This window comes from Paenarthrobacter sp. NPDC089714 (assembly GCF_044748905.1).
Lineage (GTDB): Bacteria > Actinomycetota > Actinomycetes > Actinomycetales > Micrococcaceae > Arthrobacter.
On sequence record NZ_JBIVGX010000020.1, the window covers coordinates 1 to 17,628 of the forward strand.

Genomic DNA, 17,628 nt, shown 5'->3' on the forward strand with positions numbered 1-17,628 from the left:
CACACCGGGCCGCACCCTTCAAGCGGCCCACGCAATCAACACCACGCGGGCCGCTCACCACTGCCCTTGACACCCCAACCTACATATCAGTTGGGCGGGTTAACGACGACGGCGACCCTCACCATTCCGGTGGGGGTCGCCGTCGTTTGGGGTGCTTGTGAGGGGTGTTGGTCCTAGCCGACCAGCATGCTGCGGAGGTCCTTGAGGATCAGCTTGGCACCCGTGGGGCCGAGGCCGAGGAACCAGACGTCGTCGTTGACTTGCTTGGCGTGGCCGGCCTTGACTGCGCCAAGCGTGGGCCATACGGCACCTTCAACCACCGACGTTTCGCCTGTGGCCGCGGGATCGCCGTAGCTGCTGTAGAAGATCCAGTCAGCGTCGCCCTGCTCGATGTTCTCCGCCGAGACCTCGGCGGCCAGTTCATCGATGTTCTGGTTCTCCGGGCGGGCCAGGCCAGCGTCCTTCAGGATCACGCCGATCAAGGACTTGTTGGCGTACAGCCGGATCTTGCCGGGAAGGAAGCGGACCAGGGAGATCTTGGGATTGCCGGTGACGTCCTTCTTCAGGGCGTCGGCTTCAGTCTGGTAGTCGTTGAGGGCCTTGACGGCCTTGTCTTCCTCGCCGAGGGCCTTGCCCACCAGGAGGAAGTTTTCCTTCCACGGGAAGCCGGGACGGATGCTGAACACCGTGGGGGCGATCGAGGACAGCTGCTTGTAGAGCTTGTCCGCGCGGAGCTGGCTTCCCAGGATGAGGTCCGGCTTCAGGGCCGCGATGGCTTCCAGGTTGAGGTTCTGGATGGTGCCAACCGACTGCACGTCCTTAACCTTGTCCGCCAGGTAGGTGGGGACAGGGTTGGCGCCTTCGGTGGTGGCCATGCCCACCGGAGTCACGCCCAAGGTGACGACGTCGTCCAACTCACCGGTGTCCAGGACCACCACGCGGCTGGGCTTCTTGTCCAGTGTGGTTTCCCCGTTGGCGTGGGTGAGTGTGCGGGGGAAGACGCCCGGGGCAGCGTCCGTGCCGAGCTTGGCTGTTTCCTGGTCCGCGGTGGTGAATTTGGAGCCACCGGTAGCAACATCGGCGTTACCGGCGCTGGAACCGGAGCCGCCGCTGGTGCCGCAGCCGGCAAGCAGGGCCATGGCCAGCACAGCTGCACCTGCCTTCACGGCGAGGCTGCGCATGCTTCCGGCTTTGCGCGGCTTCATTTCAGAATCGTCATTTTTCACGGAGTAAGGCTAACCTAATTAAGGCAACCCTGCGTAATGCGTGAGCATCATCACACGGATGTCCCTCAGATCGTCAGCCGAGCCCTCCGGAGTGGTGTTTGTTGTGTCCAACGTGACGGCTCCGGCCACCGAAGCAGGCGATGGCAAGCCGCCTGCCACCGCCCCCGCGGGCAACAACGCGGCCGCGGGTTCCGGCGTCGTACGCACCAACCGGTGGCGCGTGCTGATCCTTGCCGTGGCCGCCGCAGCCCTGCTCTGCGCCGCGCTCCTGAGCCTCGGCGTGGGCGCCAAGTTCATCCCGGCCGGCACCATCCTGGACGCGTTTACCCAGCCACAGAACACTGCGGACCACGGGATCATCCTGCAAAGCCGCCTTCCCCGCACCTTGATGGGGATCGCTGCCGGGATTGCGCTCGGTGTATCCGGCGCGCTCATCCAGGCCATCACGCGGAACCCGCTGGCCGACCCCGGCATCCTGGGGGTCAATGCCGGCGCCTCGTTTGCCATGGTGCTGGCCATCGGCATCCTGGGGATCAGCTCGCTGGGCGGCTACATCTGGTTCGCGTTCCTCGGAGCCATCCTGACCACCGCCGCCGTGTACTTGATAGGGACGTCCGGCCGGAATGTGGTGAATCCCATCCGGCTCACCTTGGCCGGCGTAGCCCTGGGAGCCGTACTGACAGGCATTGGTTCCGGGCTGACCCTGCTCAATCCCAAGGCGTTCGACCATTTGCGCTCATGGAGCATCGGCTCCCTGGACACCCGCAGCATGGAAGCCGTCACCACTGTGGCCCCGTTCATTGCCGCAGGACTCCTGATCGCCCTGTTCTGCGTGCGTGGGCTCAACGCCGTAGCCCTCGGCGACGACCTGGCCACATCCCTCGGGGCGAACGTCAACCGGACGCGGATCCTGGGCGTCATCGCCATCACGCTGCTCAGCGGAGCTGCGACAGCCGGCGCCGGTGCCATCGGCTTCGTCGGCCTCATGATCCCGCACGTCGCACGATGGATCGTCGGGCCGGACCAGCGCTGGATCCTGGCCACCACGTTGCTGCTCTCCCCTACTCTCTTGCTGGTTTCCGATGTGGTGGGCAGGGTGGCCGCGCCCGGCGAACTGCCGGTAGGTGTGGTCACCGCGTTTGTTGGCGCGCCCGTGCTGATCGCCCTGGCCCGGCGCCGGAAGGTGAGCGGACTGTGACGCGTTTGGACGCCCGGCAAGGGGTCGACTTTGGCCGTTCCACCGTCTTGGTGCGTGTTCGTTCCCTCAGCGTCCGGTTCGATGTCCGGAGCATCCTGGTGTGCTTCGCCCTGCTCGCTGCGACGCTTGCCGTTGCCGTGGTTTCCCTGTCCATCGGCGACTACGAGGTCTCCGTGCATCAGGTCCTGCAGGCGTTCACGGGCGACGCTCCCGGGTTCGCCCAGACCATCGTGATGGAGTGGCGGCTCCCCAGGGTCCTGTCGGCGCTCGTCTTCGGTGCGGCCCTGGGAATGAGCGGCGGCGTCTTCCAATCCATGACCCGCAACCCGCTGGGCAGCCCGGACATCATCGGCTTCAACACCGGCGCGTACACCGGGGCCCTCGTCGTGATGCTCACACTTGGTGGGGGCTACCTTGGAGTGGCCGCCGGAGCGCTGGTTGGCGGCGTGCTCACGGCGATCGCGGTGTACCTGCTCGCCTTCCGCCGGGGGTCGCAGGGCTTCCGGCTCATCATCGTCGGCATCGGCATCAGCGCCATGCTCGCGGCCCTCAACCATTGGCTCATCCTCCAGGCCGAGCTTGAAGCGGCCCTGGCCGCCGCCGTCTGGGGAGCCGGGTCCCTCAACGGCATCACGTGGGAGCAAGCGGCGCCTGCCGCCGTCGTGGTTGTCCTGGTTGGCTTGGCAACGCTTGTTGTGTCGCGGCGGATGCAGTTGCTGGAAATGGGCGACGACGCCGCACGCGCCTTGGGCGTCCGGGCTGAACCCACCCGTTTGCTGCTGCTGGTCCTCGGCGTAGCCCTGACTGCCGCCGTCACCGCGGTGGCCGGGCCCATCGCTTTCGTAGCCCTCGCCGCACCGCAACTGGCCCGCCGGCTGACCCGGAGCGCCGGCATCACCTTGCTGCCGTCGGCCTTCATGGGCGCGTTCCTCCTGGCCGCGAGCGACCTCGCGGCACAACGCCTGTTCGCCCCGATCCAACTGCCCGTGGGCGTGGTGACGGTGTGCATCGGCGGCATCTACCTCGTTTGGCTCCTGGCCAGGGAAGCAAGGAAATCATGACCACTCTTTCAACGGCACCCCAGCTCCGCGCCGAGGCCCTGACCATCGGCTACGAGCAACGCATCATCTCGAAGGACCTCACCGTCCAGATCCCCGAGGGCTCGTTCACGGTGATCGTGGGGCCCAACGCGTGCGGCAAGTCCACGCTTTTGAGGGCACTCGCCCGGCTGATCAAGCCACGCCACGGGCAGGTGCTGCTGGATGGAAAGTCCGTCCACTCGCTGCCTGCGAAGGAACTGGCGCGGCGCCTGGGCTTGCTGCCGCAATCGTCCATCGCTCCGGACGGCATCACCGTGGCGGACCTCGTGGCCCGAGGCCGGTACCCGCACCAGAAGCTGCTGCGGCAATGGAGTGTGGAGGACGAAGCCGCCGTGGTTTCCGCCATGGAGGCTACCGGTGTTTCCGCGTTGTCCGGGCGTTTGGTGGACGAGCTGTCCGGCGGCCAGCGCCAGCGGGTGTGGGTAGCCATGGTCCTGGCCCAGCAGACCCCGCTCCTGCTCCTCGACGAACCCACCACGTTCTTGGACATCGCCCACCAGATCGAGCTGCTGGAACTGTGCCGCGAGCTCAACCTGGACAAGGGCCACACGCTGGTTGCCGTGCTGCACGACCTCAACCACGCCAGCCGCTACGCGGACAACATCATCGCCATGAAGGACGGAGTGGTGGTGGCCGAGGGTGCGCCCGCTTCCGTGATCACCGAATCCTTGGTGGAGGAAGTGTTCGGGATGGCCTGCCGGATCATTGATGACCCCGTCACGCACACCCCGCTGGTGGTGCCGCTCGGCCGCCCCCGCTTACCCAACTGAGTCGCATTTGTGCGCGTTTTGACGGGTCAAAACGCGCTCAACTGCGACCCAGTTGGGCGGGTTAACGACGACGGCGACCCTCACCATTTCGGTGGGGGTCGCCGTCGTCGTTTGTGGAACTACCTGGCTTCGATCGCTGGCTTGGCCTTCGGATCCGAGTCGTTCAGGAACTGCTCGATCCGCTCCGGCTCGTCTGCTTCACCGATGGCGGCCGCAGCACGGCCCAGCGCGTAGAGCGCACGCAGGAAGCCCTGGTTGGGTTCGTGCTCCCACGGGATGGGCCCGACGCCGCGCCAACCGTTCCGGCGCAGGGCGTCCAGGCCGCGGTGGTAGCCAACGCGGGCGTAGGCGTAGGACTCGATGGTCCGGCCCTCTGCCCAGGCTTCCTCCGCGAGGATGGCCCACAGCAGGGACGACGTGGGGTTCTGCGCCACAAGGTCCAGTGCTTCCTTGCCGAGGGCAAGGTGCTGGTACACATCGGTTTCGGCGGGCAGGAGCGTGGGCTCCGGCCCCATGAGGTTCTTCCGGAATTCGTCGGACATTAGAACGTCTTGCCAGCCGATCCGAGCTGCTGGGCGGCCTCGACAATGCGTGCTGCCATACCGGCTTCAGCCGAAGCACCCCAGACGCGGGGGTCGTAGGTCTTCTTGTTGCCCAAACCGCCGTCGACCTTCAGCACACCGTCGTAGTTGGCGAGCATGTGGCCGGCCACCGGGCGGGTGAACGCGTACTGCGTGTCGGTGTCGATGTTCATCTTGATCACGCCGAAGGACACAGCGTCAGCGATTTCCTGCTCGGTGGAACCCGAACCGCCGTGGAAGACGAGGTCGAAGGGGTTTTCCTTGCCGATCTTGGCGCCCACCTCGGCCTGGATCTGCTTGAGCAGTTCAGGGCGGAGTTTAACGTTGCCCGGCTTGTAGACGCCGTGCACGTTGCCGAAGGTCAGAGCGGTCAGGTAACGGCCGTTTTCACCGGCACCCAGGGCTTCGATGGTGGCGAGGGCGTCTTCGGTGGTGGTGTAGAGCTTGTCGTTGATCTCGTTCTCCACGCCGTCTTCTTCACCGCCGACGGTGCCGATTTCCACTTCGAGGATGATCTTGGCGGCAGCCGCACGCTGCAGCAGTTCGCGGCCAATGCGCAGGTTGTCTTCCAGGGTCTCGTGCGAGCCGTCCCACATGTGGGAGTTGAAGATGGGGTCCTTGCCGGCCTTGACGGCTTCCTCGGAAGCGGCCAGCAGCGGGAGGACAAAGCCCTCAAGCTTGTCCTGCGGGCAGTGGTCCGTGTGCAGGGCGATGTTGACGTTGTAGTTCTTGGCAACCTCGCGGGCGAACGCGGCGAAGCCGAGGGAACCGGCCACCATGTCCTTGACGGAGGCGCCGGACCAGTAGGCAGCGCCACCGGTGGAGACCTGGATGATGCCGTCGGATTCGGCCTCGGCGAAACCGCGGATCGCAGCATTCAGAGTCTGCGACGACGTCACGTTGACCGCGGGGAAGGCGAAGCCGCCAGCCTTTGCGCGGTCGATCATCTCGGAGTAAATCTCTGGGGTTGCAATGGGCATGGTGACTCCTATGCTGAATTCGTCTGTGGGTTGGTGACCCTGGAGTAGACCGCTTACGGCTAGCACCATCCTAGCGACAACCATCCGGCCCCCGTGTTTCCGGTCACGCGGGCTGGTAACACTTCCGCTTCGAAGGTGCGGGAGGGCTACACGGGCTGGTTGAACACGTGCCGGCGCACCCAGGCGTGCATGGCAATGGCTGCGGCGGAGGCTGCGTTCATGGAGCGGGTGGAGCCGAATTGCTCGATGGAAAGCGTCGCGACGGCGGCATCGTGGACCTCGGGAGTGAGGCCCGGGCCTTCCTGCCCGAACACCAGCACGCACTTCCGGGGGAGGTCGTAGGTTTCCAGCGGCACCGAATCCGGGAAGATGTCGATGCCGATCACCGCGAGCCCTTCCTCCTCCGCCCACTGCACAAAATCCTCAACAGTCGGGTGGTGGCGGACGTGCTGGTAGCGGTCGGTGACCATGGCCCCGCGACGGTTCCACCGCCGTCGTCCGATGATGTGGACTTCCTTGGCGAGGAACGCATTCGCAGTACGCACCACGGTGCCGATGTTGAGGTCGTGCTGCCAGTTCTCGATCGCGATATGGAAGTCGTGGCGCTTGGCATCCAGGTCCGCCACGATCGATTCGTGCTTCCAGTAACGGTACTGGTCCACCACGTTCCGGCGGTCGCCGTCGCGCAGCAGGTCCGGGTCCCAGTGCCCGCCTTCGGGCCACTCACCTTCCCAAGGCCCGACGCCGACCTCCACCTTCGCTTCCGCCTCGCCTTCCGCAGGGGTTGCGTCGGGGGCGGGCAGGGCTGCGTTGGGCCCGGAGGCATCAGTGGGGAGGTCAGTCACCCTTCAACTTTAGCCGCGTGCGCGGTGCCCGCTCAGCCGAACGGGCTGGTTAGCCAACCTTCCACTTGTTGATGCGGTAGGAATTGGCCAACTGCTGCATGAGGCCCGGGTGCGCGTCCCAGTACGTCTTGTGTCCGCTCACGCCCAGCATCTGCGGGGTGCCCCACGGTGTGACGGAGAACAGGTTGACGGCCTGAATTTCTTCACCGCGTGCGTTGGTGCACGTGAACCCGACCACCACAGCAGCTCCGCGGCGGAATTCGCGGGTCTCCGGCATGGTGGTCTTGAAGTCCGAGGCGCACTTATGGCCCACCAGGTTCTGCGGCAATTCCGTGGCGGTCATGCCCTTGTAGCGGGCTTCAATGTCCGTGATGGCTTTCTTGACATCCGCGGGATCCTTCCCGAACTTCCCTTCCTCGGATTCGGCGAAGAAGGCGTAGGCCACTGCGATCCCGTCGCCATCGGTTTCCGTGGTGCCTTGGGCCTTCTTCTGGATTTCCTCACCTGTAGAAGGGTCCTTGGTGATGCCGAACGACTCGTCGTGCGTCCACTCGGCCAGGTACTGGAACGAGGATTCGCCCGTCACCCACTTGCTGAACAACGGATCGCCGTCGGCGGGCACGTTGCTGGGGCCTGCCAATTGGTCCCAGCCCGCGGGGAGCGGGATGGCGCCGGCGGGGATGTCCGAGGACGCCGACGGTTCGGCTTCCGCCGACGGCTCGGCCTCCCCCGACGGGTCCGCTTCCGCGGAGGGGTCCGCGGCAGCATCGCTGGCCTGCGCGCTTGGGGCTGCCGTGTCCACGGCCACGGGCTTGGCGACCGAAGGGATCAGCCAGGCGAAGACCACCACCAGCGCAATAACCACGACGACGGCGATCCCGCCGAGGATCAGGAACAGCGCCTTCTTGTTGTGGTCGCCCGGGTTGGGGTTGGGTCCGCCGGGCTGGCCGGGGTACCCAGGCTGGCCGGGCTGGGGTGCGGTTCCGGGGTAGCCGGGCTGGCCTGGGCCTCCGGGCTGGGTGGGGAACGCCTGGGTCGGGGCCTCGTTCTGGCCGGGAATCCCTGGTTGCGCCGGGAACGCCTGGGTCGGGGCCTCATTCTGGCCGGGAACCCCCGGTTGCGCCGGGAACGCCTGGGTCGGGGCCTCATTCTGGCCGGGAACCCCCGGTTGCGCCGGGAACGCCTGCGTAGGCGCCTCGTGCGGGTTGCCTGTTGCTTGTTGCGGACTGGCTTGGTGTTGTTCCTCCGGCCTGTACATCGGCTGCGCCTGGCCGGGCTGGTACTGCTGATACTGGCCTTGGCTGGTGTCATAGCGCGGCTGGGGAATGCCGTCGGGGTTGTAGGGAGGCTGCGGCGCTCCGTTGGTGTTGCTCATGTGGCAGGGCCCTTTCAGGAGACCGGCGTTTTGCGTTGCCGGCATGGCGATCAGAACAGGGGACCTGGTCCGCGCCGACGCCTCTGAAGTCACCGTGTCGATCCCCCGATCCACGGTTGCGGGACGCCTGCGCAGCCACAAGGGTAGTGCAGCCGAGGGAGGTGGCCGCAAGTCAAACTCCGCTTTCCGCATGGGGAGATCTATCCACATAGCAAGACCCCGAGGTGTCTGGAGGTCCGAATAATGAAAGACTGGGACGCAGTGCATGAACAATCCCAGCCGGAGGCAAATATGGCAGAAGAATCCACGCCCCAGACGTCCGACTCCGTGTACCGCAACGGCCATGAAATCGAGTGTTGGCTGACGGACATGGACGGCGTACTGGTCCACGAAAACCAGGCAATCCCCGGAGCTGCCGAGCTCATCCAGCGCTGGGTGGATACCTCCAAGCGCTTCCTGGTACTGACCAACAACTCCATCTTCACCCCCAGGGACCTCGCAGCACGCCTGCGCGCCTCCGGACTTGAGATCCCGGAAGAAAACATCTGGACCTCGGCCCTGGCCACGGCGCAGTTCCTCAAGGACCAGGTCAAGTCCTCGGACTCCGGAAACCGCGCCTACACCATCGGCGAAGCAGGCCTCACCACTGCCCTCCACGAGGCCGGGTTCATCCTCACGGACACCGATCCCGATTTCGTGGTCCTCGGCGAAACCCGCACCTACTCCTTCGAGGCAATCACCACGGCAGTGCGCCACATCCTGGCCGGCGCCCGCTTCATCGCCACCAACCCTGACGCCACCGGCCCTTCCAAGGACGGCCCGCTCCCCGCTACCGGAGCCATCGCGGCAATGATCACCAAGGCCACCGGCCGCGAGCCGTACATCGTGGGCAAACCGAACCCCATGATGTTCCGCTCGGCCATGAACCAGATCGATGCCCACTCCGAAACCACCGCCATGATCGGTGACCGCATGGACACCGACATCATCGCGGGCATGGAAGCCGGCCTCCACACCGTGCTGGTCCTCAGCGGCATCACCCAGCGCGACGAGATCGTGTCCTTCCCGTTCCGGCCTAACCAGGTCCTGAACTCCGTGGCCGACCTCAAGAGCCAGATCTAAGGACTCCACCATGGCTGTGCTCAATCTGCGTCCCCTGGCCGGCGGCCGGATTCTCAGGGGGAGCCAGCCGTTTGGCCTGGATGCCGCATCGACGTCGGATTTCCTGACGGAACACGGCATCCAGGCCATCGTCGATCTCCGAAGCGAGCTCGAGCGGACAATGGTTCCGTGGTTGGTCAGCGAGGGCTCGCCGGAACTGATCAACAACCCGCTGGATCCCAACGCAGTTGCCGGATCGCTGCAGGCTGTGGAGACGCCGGAAGATTTGGGCGATCTTTATCTGGGCTGGCTCCGTATCCGGCCCGAATGGGCTGCGGATGCGCTGCGACCTGTGGCCCAGGGGAAAAGGACCTTGATCCATTGCTCTTTGGGTAAGGACCGGACGGGTGTGGTGTCGGCCTTGGCGCTCCTGGCCTCCGGCGCTTCATACGAAGCTGTGGTGAACGACTACACGGCAACCACTGCCAACCTGCCTACCGTTCTGGAGACCATGGCTGCCACGTGGCGGCTGCACGTCCCTTCGACTCCGGCACAATACTTCAGCCCCGAGCTCATGATCCTGCAAAGCCCGGAAGCTGCCATCCGGCATTTCCTGGTTGGCTTTGCCCGCGAGTTCGGCGACGCCGGCGCCTTCCTGCGCCAGGCAGGCCTGACCGCCGTCGAGGTTGAAACCCTGCGCCTCGGGTCCTGAAAGCTACGCGGGGCGAATGGTCCGACCGTTCGGTTCCTTGTAAGACGGTTCTTCGCTTGTTGGCGGCAAGGGTTCCAGCTGGTTCTGCACATGCTCCAGCAACGGCCGGTACACGTCGGGGTTCCATTGCGGGCTGGCGTGTGCCGGCCGTGCTCCCTCGGTACTGAGGATGGGCAGCTTCATGTTCTCGGCGAACACCCTGCTCCACCCGGCACGGGCCGTCACGTAGTTCACGGTGGCATCGGCTGAATTGCCCATGTAGGCCATCTTTGCCGGGCCCAGCTTTCCCACGAAGCGCAGCCCATCGAAATGGTAGATGTAGGCGGACTCAGTCTGGACCAGCACACTCGACGGCGCGATCGGCGAGAGTTGCTCGGCGGTTTGGTCCAGGATCTGCCGCCAGGAGCGCTCGTCCTTATGGACCAGCCGCTCCCCCAGTTCGTAGCCGCCGCGCAGGACGGACGGAATGCGGAAGCCGTTCTCGTAAAGGAACACCACGCCGTCGAACCAGCTTTGATCCAGGACATCGGCCCTGCTGAAGGGACTGGAATCCAGGACGATCAGTTCGGTTTCCACACCGTGCAATTCCAGCAAACGGGCTGCGACCTGGGTGGCCAGCATCCCGCCGAAGCTGTGGCCGTAGAAATACAGCTTCTCCAGGCCCAGCTCGCGGACGTGGAGGACGAGTTCGCGGACAACCTCGTCAACGTCCAACCCCAGGTTGGAGTATCCGACGGCGGCCAGGCGTCCCCGCTGGTGCAGGGCAGGGCGCAATGAGTTGAGGATCCACTGGGCCTCTTCCCAGCTGGTTTTGTAACCCGGAAAGAGGATCCAGCTGGCCTTCGGGAAGTACAGGTCCGCGAAGGAGTCCGGAACGCGGAGGATCTTCGGAGCGCGGCGTTCGGCCTGCACATGTCGGGTGAAGAGCATGTCCCCCGCCAGTGCCGCCGAGGCGCCGGCGGTGATGAGGAAGTTACGCCGGGATGTCTTCTTCAACCGGGCAGCATAAGGCAGGATCCGGGCCCATGAACCCGGATCCTCCGCCGGCTCCGTCCCCGCTCCGGGCTCAGGGCCCGGCGCAGGCGTGGCGGGCAGCGGGAGGTCTTCCTCTACTTCCGGCGGTGCCGGAAGTTTCCCTACCTGAACGCCCACGCAGCAAGCATAGGCTTCGAAGGCACGGCCTTACAGCCCCGTGGAAAGTGCACCGCGGATGCCCGTAGGATGCGCCCTTGAGGACGCGCCCCCTGCCGCATTTTCCTTAGTCGAGGCCGAGTTCGTCCTTGCCGAACGCGAAGAGGTACGGAACGCCGGTTTCGGCTTCGATCTTTTCCTTGGCGCCAGTGTTGCGATCCACGATCACGGCGACGGCCACTACGTTGCCGCCCGCCTTGCGGACACCTTCGACGGCGGTCAGCGCGGACCCGCCGGTGGTGGAGGTGTCCTCGAGGACCACCACGTTGCGGCCTTCAACGGAAGGACCTTCCACCTGACGACCCATGCCGTACGACTTCTGCGCCTTGCGGACAACGAACGCGTCAACCACACGGCCCGCGTCAACGGCAGCGTGCATCACGGCGGTACCGACGGGGTCGGCACCCATGGTGAGTCCGCCGGCGCACTCAAGCGGGATCCCGGCGTCGTCAATCATTGCCAGCATGACCTGGCCCACCAGCTTGGAGGCCTCGTGGTGGAGGGTGATGCGGCGGAGGTCGATGTAGTAGTCGGCTTCCTTGCCACTGGAGAGGATCACCTTTCCGCGGACCACCGCCAATTCTTTGATGAGTTCAAGAAGGCGGGCGCGGGCAACGGAGGTCTCAGGCGAGGAAGTCATGGCTCCTATTCTACGGAGCATCCGACCCCCTTCGAGCCCGGGCCGGATCGTGACGCCGGAATGGAAAAAACCCGGCACGGCCTTGTGGGCCGTACCGGGCATTCCGCGCGTCCTCCGTGATGGCGGGGAGGACGCGCCCCTGTATCAAAGCCTCCCGGCCGAGAGCCAGGAGCTAGAGGCGGGTGTCGAATGAATCGCAGAACACGTTCTCGTTGAACGTTCCCTGGAACTCGGACTTCCCTTGGATTTTCTGGATGGTGGCACGGATTGCTTCGCGCGTCCCAGCGTGGGCGTGGATGGCGGTTTTGACCATGGGCACGTCGATCAGGTGGTTCGGCTGGTTCAAGGAGACGAACACCGTGGGAACCTCCGTGGCGTACCAGGGGATCTCGGCAGCCATCGGCGAGGACCACTTGATGCGGATGGCCGCTTCCTGCGCGAAACCCTTCACGTTGGCGAAGACGAGGGCCGCGTCATAACGCTCGGGGTAGTCGGCGGTGGCTTCCTCTGAGAGGACCCGCATGAAGTTCATGCCCGTCTCCCCCGCGGCTTCGCGCTGCTCGGCGGTCTTGAACACGTCAACCGCAAACCCCGCGGCTTCGAGCTCTTCCTTGACCGTGTCCAGATAGGCCAGAGGATCGGCCCGGGTAAAGTCCGCCCCACCCGAGATGCCGTAAAGCCGGATGCGCTTGTGGGTTTCCGGCGTGATGGGCAGGTTGTGGGCGGTGTCCTTGACCAGGGTGACAGTTTTGTCCGCGATGTCAGCGGCGATCGCTCTGTGGGCTTCACTGCCGATCACAGCCAGCGCTTCCGCTGGTGGAACCAGCTGGGTGCGAACGTGCAGCCCCAGGCTCGCCTTCAGCCCAAGGATCCTGCGCAGCGCATCTTCCAGGCGCGCGTCAGAGATGACACCGGCCTTGTAGCCATCCAGCATGAACCCGAAGTCCTCCTCCGGATTACGGAAGAAGAGGAACATGTCGCAACCGGCAGCGATGGTTGCAGGCACCAGGTCGCGCCGCTTCATGGCCTGGGTCAGGCCCACCATGAGCGAAGCGTCCGTGAGGACCAGGCCGTTGAAGCCCAGTTCGCCACGAAGGAGGTCCTGCAGCAGTTCAGGCGCGAGCGTTGCGGGACGGATCTCCGCGTCCGCCAACCCAGGCCGGAAATGCCGGGAAACCTCGGGGGCGCCTATATGCCCCACCATGATCGACTGCACGCCGTGCCCGATCATCTCCCGGTACACGTGCCCGTACGTGCGGTTCCATTCCTCGTAGCCCAAGGTGTTGTAGGAGGTCACCACGTGCTGGTCGCGCTCATCGATCCCGTCGCCGGGAAAGTGCTTCATGGCGCAGACGGTGGGCGACTCGCTGATGCCGTCGAAGTACTCCTTGGCCCGCTCCACCACAATCTCCGGGGTGTTCCCGAAGGCGCGCGTGGAGATGACGGTGTTCCGCCAGTTGTAGTGGATGTCCACGGATCGGCGCGAACGCCCAATTGCAGCCGAGGGCAGCGGTTTCGACGCCGGCAACCTCGCCCATGCGGCGTGCGATCGACTTGTCCGGGTGCGAACCGGCCTGCAGGTGCGTGGAGACGAACGTGCCGTCATCGCAGCTTCCTGCACCGCCCATTTCCGGGTTCGACGCCACCAACAACGGAATCCGCGTCTTGGACTGCGCGTACCGGATGTGTTCCTGCACCGCCGCGGACGGACCGGGCCGGTACCGCATCCCACCCACATGGAAGTTCTCCAGGACACCGTCAAGGTATTCGGGCGAGTAGTCATTGTTGTGGTTGATGAAGAGTTGCCCGATCTTCTCTTCGAGCGTCATGGACGCCAACGTGGATTCAACCCATTCCACGGCGGAATCGTCCAGGTTGAAGGGCGCGGCCTTGAGGTCCACCAGGAACCTGGCGGCATCATCCTGCGAGCCGAGCAACTCCTCCGCGGCTCGGTCAACGATCTGCTGCACGGGCGTTTCGATATCCACAACCACTCCTGCTTCGTCGGCCTGGAGATGTTCAAGGGTAGCCAATTGCGAGTCGAGCAGTGAGGCCGGCATGAAGTGGCCCGGGCGGGAGTTCATGCGTTCGTTCAGGATTTCGCGGGTTCCGTGCAGGTGCACGAACGTCACGGTCGGGTCACCGGACCGGATGATGTCCCGGTAGGCGCGCTTGAGCGCGCTGCACGCGATCACCAAGGGAGCGTCCGACGCCGAGAATCGCCTGCCGATTTCGGCCAGCCAGGGTGCCCGGTCGTCGTCGTTGAGCGGAGTACCGGAGGCCATCTTGTCGATGTTCGACTGCGGGTGCAGCGCATCGCCGTCGAGGAATTCCGCACCGAGGCGTTCGGCCAGGGCGGCACCGACGGTGCTTTTGCCGCAGCCAGCCACGCCCATCACCACAACGTGGCGACCGGAAGCAGCGGGGCGGGTGCCGCCGTCGTAAGTGCCGCCGTCATTAATTGCGCGGGATTTACCAGTCATGAACGGTGCCGTCCACGAGGCGGTTGTAAGGCAGGTAGGCCTGTTGGTACGGGAAGGCCGCAGCTGCTTCTTCGTTGAATTCGACGCCGATGCCGGGGTTGTCGCCCGGGTGCAGGTAGCCGTCCTTGAAGGTCATGGACTGCTGGAAGACCTCGTTGGTCTTGTCCGAGTGCTGCATGTATTCCTGGATGCCGTAGTTGTGGATCGCCAGGCCCACGTGCAGCTGCGCGGCGAACCCGACCGGGGAAATGTCCGTGGGGCCGTGGAAGCCGGACTTGATCTGGTACTGCGCGGCGAAGTCCATGACCTTCTTCAACGGGCTGATGCCACCGAAGTGCGTGGACGCGGCGCGGACGTAGTCGATCAGCTGTTCCTTGATGAGCGTCTGGTAGTCGTACACCGTGTTGAAGATTTCGCCGATGGCCAGCGGGGTGGTGGTGTGCTGGCGGACCAGGCGCAGGCCTTCCTGGTTCTCGGCCGGGGTGCAGTCTTCGAGCCAGAAGAGGTCGTACGGTTCCAGGGCCTTGCCGAGCTTGGCGGCCTGGATGGGGGTCATGCGGTGGTGGCCGTCGTGGAGGAGCGGGATTTCCGGGCCGAACTCGTTGCGCACAGCCTCGAACACGGTGGGCAGGTGCCGCAGGTACGCGCGGGTGTCCCAGTCCTCTTCCTGCGGGAACGCACCGCGCCCGGCAGGCTCGTAGTCGTACCGTTCACCCGAGGCCTGGGCCTGCGCGGCCACACCATACACGGCCTTGATGCCCGGGATCGCGGTCTGGATCCGGATCGACTTGTAGCCAAGTTCCAGGTGCTCACGGACCGAATCGAACAGCGACGGGATGTCCGAACCCGAAGCATGCCCGTACGCGCGCAGCCCGTTGCGGGACGCGCCGCCCAGGAGCTGGTACACCGGCATGCCGGCCATCTTGCCCTTGATATCCCACAACGCCATGTCGACGGCGGCAATCGCGGCCATCGTCACCGGGCCGCGGCGCCAGTACGAGGACCGGTAAAGGAACTGCCAGGTGTCCTCGATCCGGTGCGGGTCCTTGCCGATCAGCAGCTGGGCCACGTGCTCCTTCAAGTACGCAGCAACGGCGAGTTCACGGCCGTTCAGGGTCGCGTCACCGATGCCGGTCACACCGTCTTCGGTGGTGATCCGCAGGGTAACGAAGTTACGGGACGGGCTGGTCACGAAGACGTCAGCGGCGATGATTTTCATGATCAAGGATCCTTTCGGGCCGCGAGGGTGGGATCTCGGCTCTTTGACGGTGGGAAGACTTCGAATGTGTGGAAGCCGGGAGCAAGCCCCTCGGCGAGAGGTTGATTGGAATTGAGTGTAAAGCGGTTGGCAGTTTTTGGCAATCGGTTGCCAAGTGCTGGACTGAATGACTGGTGCTGTCTACGGGATGCGTGGGTGACGGTCGGAGAACCGGACCCCGCGAGTGCGCCTCTTCGGGTCAGGGGCCCGGTGACGCCAGGCCGCCTGAGGGTTTACTCGCAACCCCGCTGCGCTCACCCACCAAGCCCGGCAGCCCGCCGTCGTTATTTACGACGGCGGCGTGCCCCGCCTCAGCGGCGACCTCCCGCCCCGGCGGCGTTGCCCTGGGGTGCGTTGGCCGTCTCAGCGGCGTTGCCTTGAGGTGCGCTGTCCGCCCCAGCGGCGTTGCTCTGGGGTGCGTTGGCCGCCCCAGCGGCGTTGCCCTGGGGTGCGTTGGCCGCCCCAGCGGCGTTGCCCTGGCGTGCGTTGACCGCCTCAGCGGCGATGCCTTGAGGTGCGCTGCCCGCCTCAGCGGTGCGACGCGCCTTGATCTCATTGACGATCTCGGCGTGCATGGCATCGGTGAGCTTGTACTTGGCCATGACCGCGATGGCGAGGACCACCATGATGGCCGGCAGGGCGCCGGCGGCGAACTGGATACCCATCACGGCCTCCGGAGTCTGGGGGGCTCCGGACTTGTAACCGCCCATCGCCAGGGCGTAGGCAGCAAGGGCGCCGCCGACGGCCTGCCCGGTCTTACGGGTGAAGGAGAACAGGGCATAGGTGATGCCTTCTGTCCGGACGCCCGTCTTCCACTCGCCGTATTCAACGGTGTCGGCCTCGAGCGCCCAGACCACGATGCTCACAGCCATCACGCCGAGCATACTGACCAGCAGCCCGGAGAAGCCGACCCAGGTCATGGTGGCCGGGGTGAAGAAAATGATCACCCCTCCGACTGCGCTCAGGGCGCCGGCTGCAACATAGACGGTCTTCTTGCCGAACTTGTGGACAAGCCGCGGCATGAAGGCGGCCAGGACGAACGTCATGACGAGCTGGACGATGGACATCACGGCATACAGGTCCAGGCGGCCCAGGACGTCGCGCAGGTAGTAGAGCTGCACGGAGGACAGGGCCATGTAGCCGGTGAGGAACAGGAACGAGCTCAAGCACAGCATGAGCAGCGGGCGGTTGGTCTTCAACGTGTCCATGCTCTGCTTGAAGGAAACCTTGGGAACCGAGCGGTGCACTCGCTCCTTGGCTGTGACGAACGTGAAGAAGTAGAGGGCCGCGCCGATCACCACGAACACCAGCGTGATGGTGGTGAAGAGCCCTTGGAGGTTGGCGCCTGGCTTGATGAGCGGAGCGACGAAGATACCCAGGCCTGAGCCGACCAGCAGCGCGCCGACCATGCGGGCGGAGCCCAGCTTCGCGCGGTCGCCCGGATCCTGCGTCATGGCCCCTGCGAGTGAGCCGTAGGGAATGTTCACGAGAGAATACGCAAGGCCGAGCGCGGCATAGGTGACGTAGGCGTAGAGGAGGGTGCCCGTCTCGCCGATCTGCGGAACGGAGAACGTTGCGACGCTCAGGAGCAGCAGTGGAATGGAACCGAACATGATGAAGGGACGGAACTTGCCGAAGCGCTTGCTGTAGCTGCGGTCCACGAGGCGGCCCGCGAAGACATCGGCGAAGGCGTCGAACACCCGCACCACAAGCAGGAGGGTACCTGCTGCCGCCGCCGAGATGCCGGCAACGTCGGTGTAATAGACCAGGAGGAACATGGTGGCCGTGGTGAAGGCCAGGTTGTTGGCGGCATCACCGGCTCCGTAGCCGAGGATGCTGAGTTTGCTGAGCTTGTTCAATGCGGGCTCCTTTACCCATTGCGTCATTGCGTGCCGGACGTCTCAACAGTTGTTGTGCCACTGGAGCTTTGGGCCCGGCCTGTGCAGCTGATGTAATTCTAGTCACGTTGGCAAAGGTTTGGCAATCGGTTGCCGCAAATTGCTTCAGAACGATGCGACCCGTCCCTGCTTGACGACGCCGGGGACTTGCCTTGCCGGGCCTGCCTGCGCCCCACGATTCACGAATGGCACGCAGAGAAGGCCCAACAACAAGACCCACCCGCCCACACGAACACCTTGAGGGGCCCGCTTTGCACCCAGAACCCCCGA

At 64.9% G+C, this 17,628-nt stretch carries 14 protein-coding genes and 1 pseudogene; 5 read left to right on the forward strand and 10 right to left on the reverse strand.

Annotated elements, in window-relative coordinates:
* Positions 1-173: 173 nt before the first annotated feature.
* Positions 174-1,181: an ABC transporter substrate-binding protein gene (locus ACIPY3_RS21510; protein ID WP_400337354.1), complete on the reverse strand. Its 1,008-nt coding sequence runs from the start codon at positions 1,179-1,181 to the stop codon at positions 174-176.
* Positions 1,182-1,284: 103 nt separating this feature from the next.
* Here ACIPY3_RS21510 and ACIPY3_RS21515 point away from each other — a divergent pair, with 103 nt between their 5' ends.
* The 3 genes from ACIPY3_RS21515 to ACIPY3_RS21525 are packed head-to-tail and all read left to right on the forward strand — an operon-like array spanning position 1,285 to position 4,294.
* Positions 1,285-2,424: an iron chelate uptake ABC transporter family permease subunit gene (locus ACIPY3_RS21515; protein WP_400337356.1), complete on the forward strand. Its 1,140-nt coding sequence runs from the start codon at positions 1,285-1,287 to the stop codon at positions 2,422-2,424.
* Positions 2,421-3,485 (forward strand): iron-enterobactin ABC transporter permease, encoded by a 1,065-nt coding sequence (gene fepG / locus ACIPY3_RS21520; RefSeq protein WP_400337278.1) that lies wholly within the window; start codon positions 2,421-2,423, stop codon positions 3,483-3,485. Before ACIPY3_RS21515 ends, fepG begins: the two co-directional genes overlap by 4 nt.
* Positions 3,482-4,294, forward strand: coding sequence for an ABC transporter ATP-binding protein (locus ACIPY3_RS21525; protein ID WP_400337280.1), 813 nt, complete (start codon positions 3,482-3,484; stop codon positions 4,292-4,294). Before fepG ends, ACIPY3_RS21525 begins: the two co-directional genes overlap by 4 nt.
* Before the next feature lie 119 nt (positions 4,295-4,413).
* On the opposite strand, the gene ACIPY3_RS21530 is transcribed toward ACIPY3_RS21525, so the two are convergent.
* The 4 genes from ACIPY3_RS21530 to ACIPY3_RS21545 form a co-directional block, all read right to left on the reverse strand.
* Positions 4,414-4,836 (reverse strand): DUF3151 domain-containing protein, encoded by a 423-nt coding sequence (locus tag ACIPY3_RS21530; protein ID WP_400337282.1) that lies wholly within the window; start codon positions 4,834-4,836, stop codon positions 4,414-4,416.
* Positions 4,836-5,855, reverse strand: coding sequence for a class II fructose-bisphosphate aldolase (gene fbaA, locus ACIPY3_RS21535; protein ID WP_397326363.1), 1,020 nt, complete (start codon positions 5,853-5,855; stop codon positions 4,836-4,838). Before fbaA ends, ACIPY3_RS21530 begins: the two co-directional genes overlap by 1 nt.
* 146 nt (positions 5,856-6,001) lie before the next feature.
* Entirely contained in the window at positions 6,002-6,658 is a 657-nt protein-coding gene (locus ACIPY3_RS21540) for a TrmH family RNA methyltransferase (RefSeq protein ID WP_400337358.1), read from the reverse strand.
* Between the two features lie 91 nt (positions 6,659-6,749).
* Entirely contained in the window at positions 6,750-8,075 is a 1,326-nt protein-coding gene (locus ACIPY3_RS21545) for a hypothetical protein (protein ID WP_400337284.1), read from the reverse strand.
* 291 nt (positions 8,076-8,366) lie between these two features.
* Between ACIPY3_RS21545 and ACIPY3_RS21550 the strand changes: the two genes are divergently transcribed.
* Both ACIPY3_RS21550 and ACIPY3_RS21555 read left to right on the forward strand, forming a co-directional pair.
* The gene (locus ACIPY3_RS21550; RefSeq protein ID WP_400337286.1) at positions 8,367-9,197 is read left to right on the forward strand and encodes an HAD-IIA family hydrolase; all 831 of its coding nucleotides are present in this window, start codon (positions 8,367-8,369) and stop codon (positions 9,195-9,197) included.
* A 10-nt stretch (positions 9,198-9,207) separates the two neighbouring features.
* Positions 9,208-9,888, forward strand: coding sequence for a tyrosine-protein phosphatase (locus ACIPY3_RS21555; protein WP_400337288.1), 681 nt, complete (start codon positions 9,208-9,210; stop codon positions 9,886-9,888).
* Between the two features lie 3 nt (positions 9,889-9,891).
* On the opposite strand, the gene ACIPY3_RS21560 is transcribed toward ACIPY3_RS21555, so the two are convergent.
* The 5 genes and pseudogenes from ACIPY3_RS21560 to uidB all read right to left on the reverse strand — a co-directional run bounded on the left by ACIPY3_RS21560 (position 9,892) and on the right by uidB (position 17,319).
* Positions 9,892-11,040, reverse strand: a complete 1,149-nt coding sequence (locus ACIPY3_RS21560) for an alpha/beta fold hydrolase (RefSeq protein WP_400337290.1) — start codon at positions 11,038-11,040, stop codon at positions 9,892-9,894.
* Positions 11,041-11,146: 106 nt separating this feature from the next.
* A complete protein-coding gene (gene pyrE, locus ACIPY3_RS21565; RefSeq protein ID WP_397326356.1) occupies positions 11,147-11,719 on the reverse strand; it encodes an orotate phosphoribosyltransferase in 573 nt (190 codons plus the stop codon).
* Between the two features lie 172 nt (positions 11,720-11,891).
* Positions 11,892-14,115: pseudogene (locus ACIPY3_RS21570) on the reverse strand (gluconokinase, GntK/IdnK-type).
* Between the two features lie 76 nt (positions 14,116-14,191).
* Positions 14,192-15,421, reverse strand: a complete 1,230-nt coding sequence (gene manD, locus ACIPY3_RS21575; protein WP_400337292.1) for a D-mannonate dehydratase ManD — start codon at positions 15,419-15,421, stop codon at positions 14,192-14,194.
* A 350-nt stretch (positions 15,422-15,771) separates the two neighbouring features.
* Entirely contained in the window at positions 15,772-17,319 is a 1,548-nt protein-coding gene (uidB, locus tag ACIPY3_RS21580; protein WP_400337294.1) for a glucuronide transporter, read from the reverse strand.
* Positions 17,320-17,628 lie beyond the last annotated feature (309 nt).